This window comes from Xenorhabdus budapestensis (assembly GCF_002632465.1).
Classification (GTDB): Bacteria; Pseudomonadota; Gammaproteobacteria; order Enterobacterales; family Enterobacteriaceae; genus Xenorhabdus; species Xenorhabdus budapestensis.
Genome location: NZ_NIBS01000145.1, coordinates 1 through 472 on the forward strand (window position 1 = coordinate 1; position 472 = coordinate 472).

Annotated in this window: 1 protein-coding gene; it reads left to right on the forward strand. The window is 57.0% G+C overall.

Translation table 11 applies throughout. The features are described 5' to 3' along the window. Positions 1-401, forward strand: a 401-nt coding sequence (locus tag Xbud_RS19350) for a PFL_4703 family integrating conjugative element protein (protein WP_099137557.1), incomplete at its 5' end; no start/stop codon positions are given. Positions 402-472: the final 71 nt, after the last annotated feature.

The following is a 472-nucleotide window of genomic DNA, read 5'->3' on the forward strand; positions in this document are numbered from 1 at the left end:
CACAGGACTATCCGGCCAAAATTTACGCTTTATCACCTTATCTGACGCCGGCCTGTCAGGATTTTTTACGGGAAGATGCCAAAACCCGTGCCGACAGTGCCGAGCTGCCCGACCGGGTGCGGGTGGTGTATGAAATTCCTGGCCGGGGCTATGGGACGCGCAGTGTGACGGTGCGTGACCGGGATAACTGGGTGGTCCGGCTGGATTTGGTGGCCGATGAATACTATCACGCCGAACCGGTCAAACGGGCATTGGTACGTTATCCGTTGAAAGTGGTGCGCTGGGAGGGCGATGCCGAGCGTAACCCTTTCGGGCTGGCACTGGACTGTTACGACGGCATGCCACAGCGGCTGGAAGCCATGCCACAACCACAGGAAGAGAAAAAGGGCGTGTTTCAATGAGAGGATATCTACCTGGCTGCCGTCGTATTTGGTTAGGACTGGTCAGCATATTGCTGTTCAGCGTGGGCGCA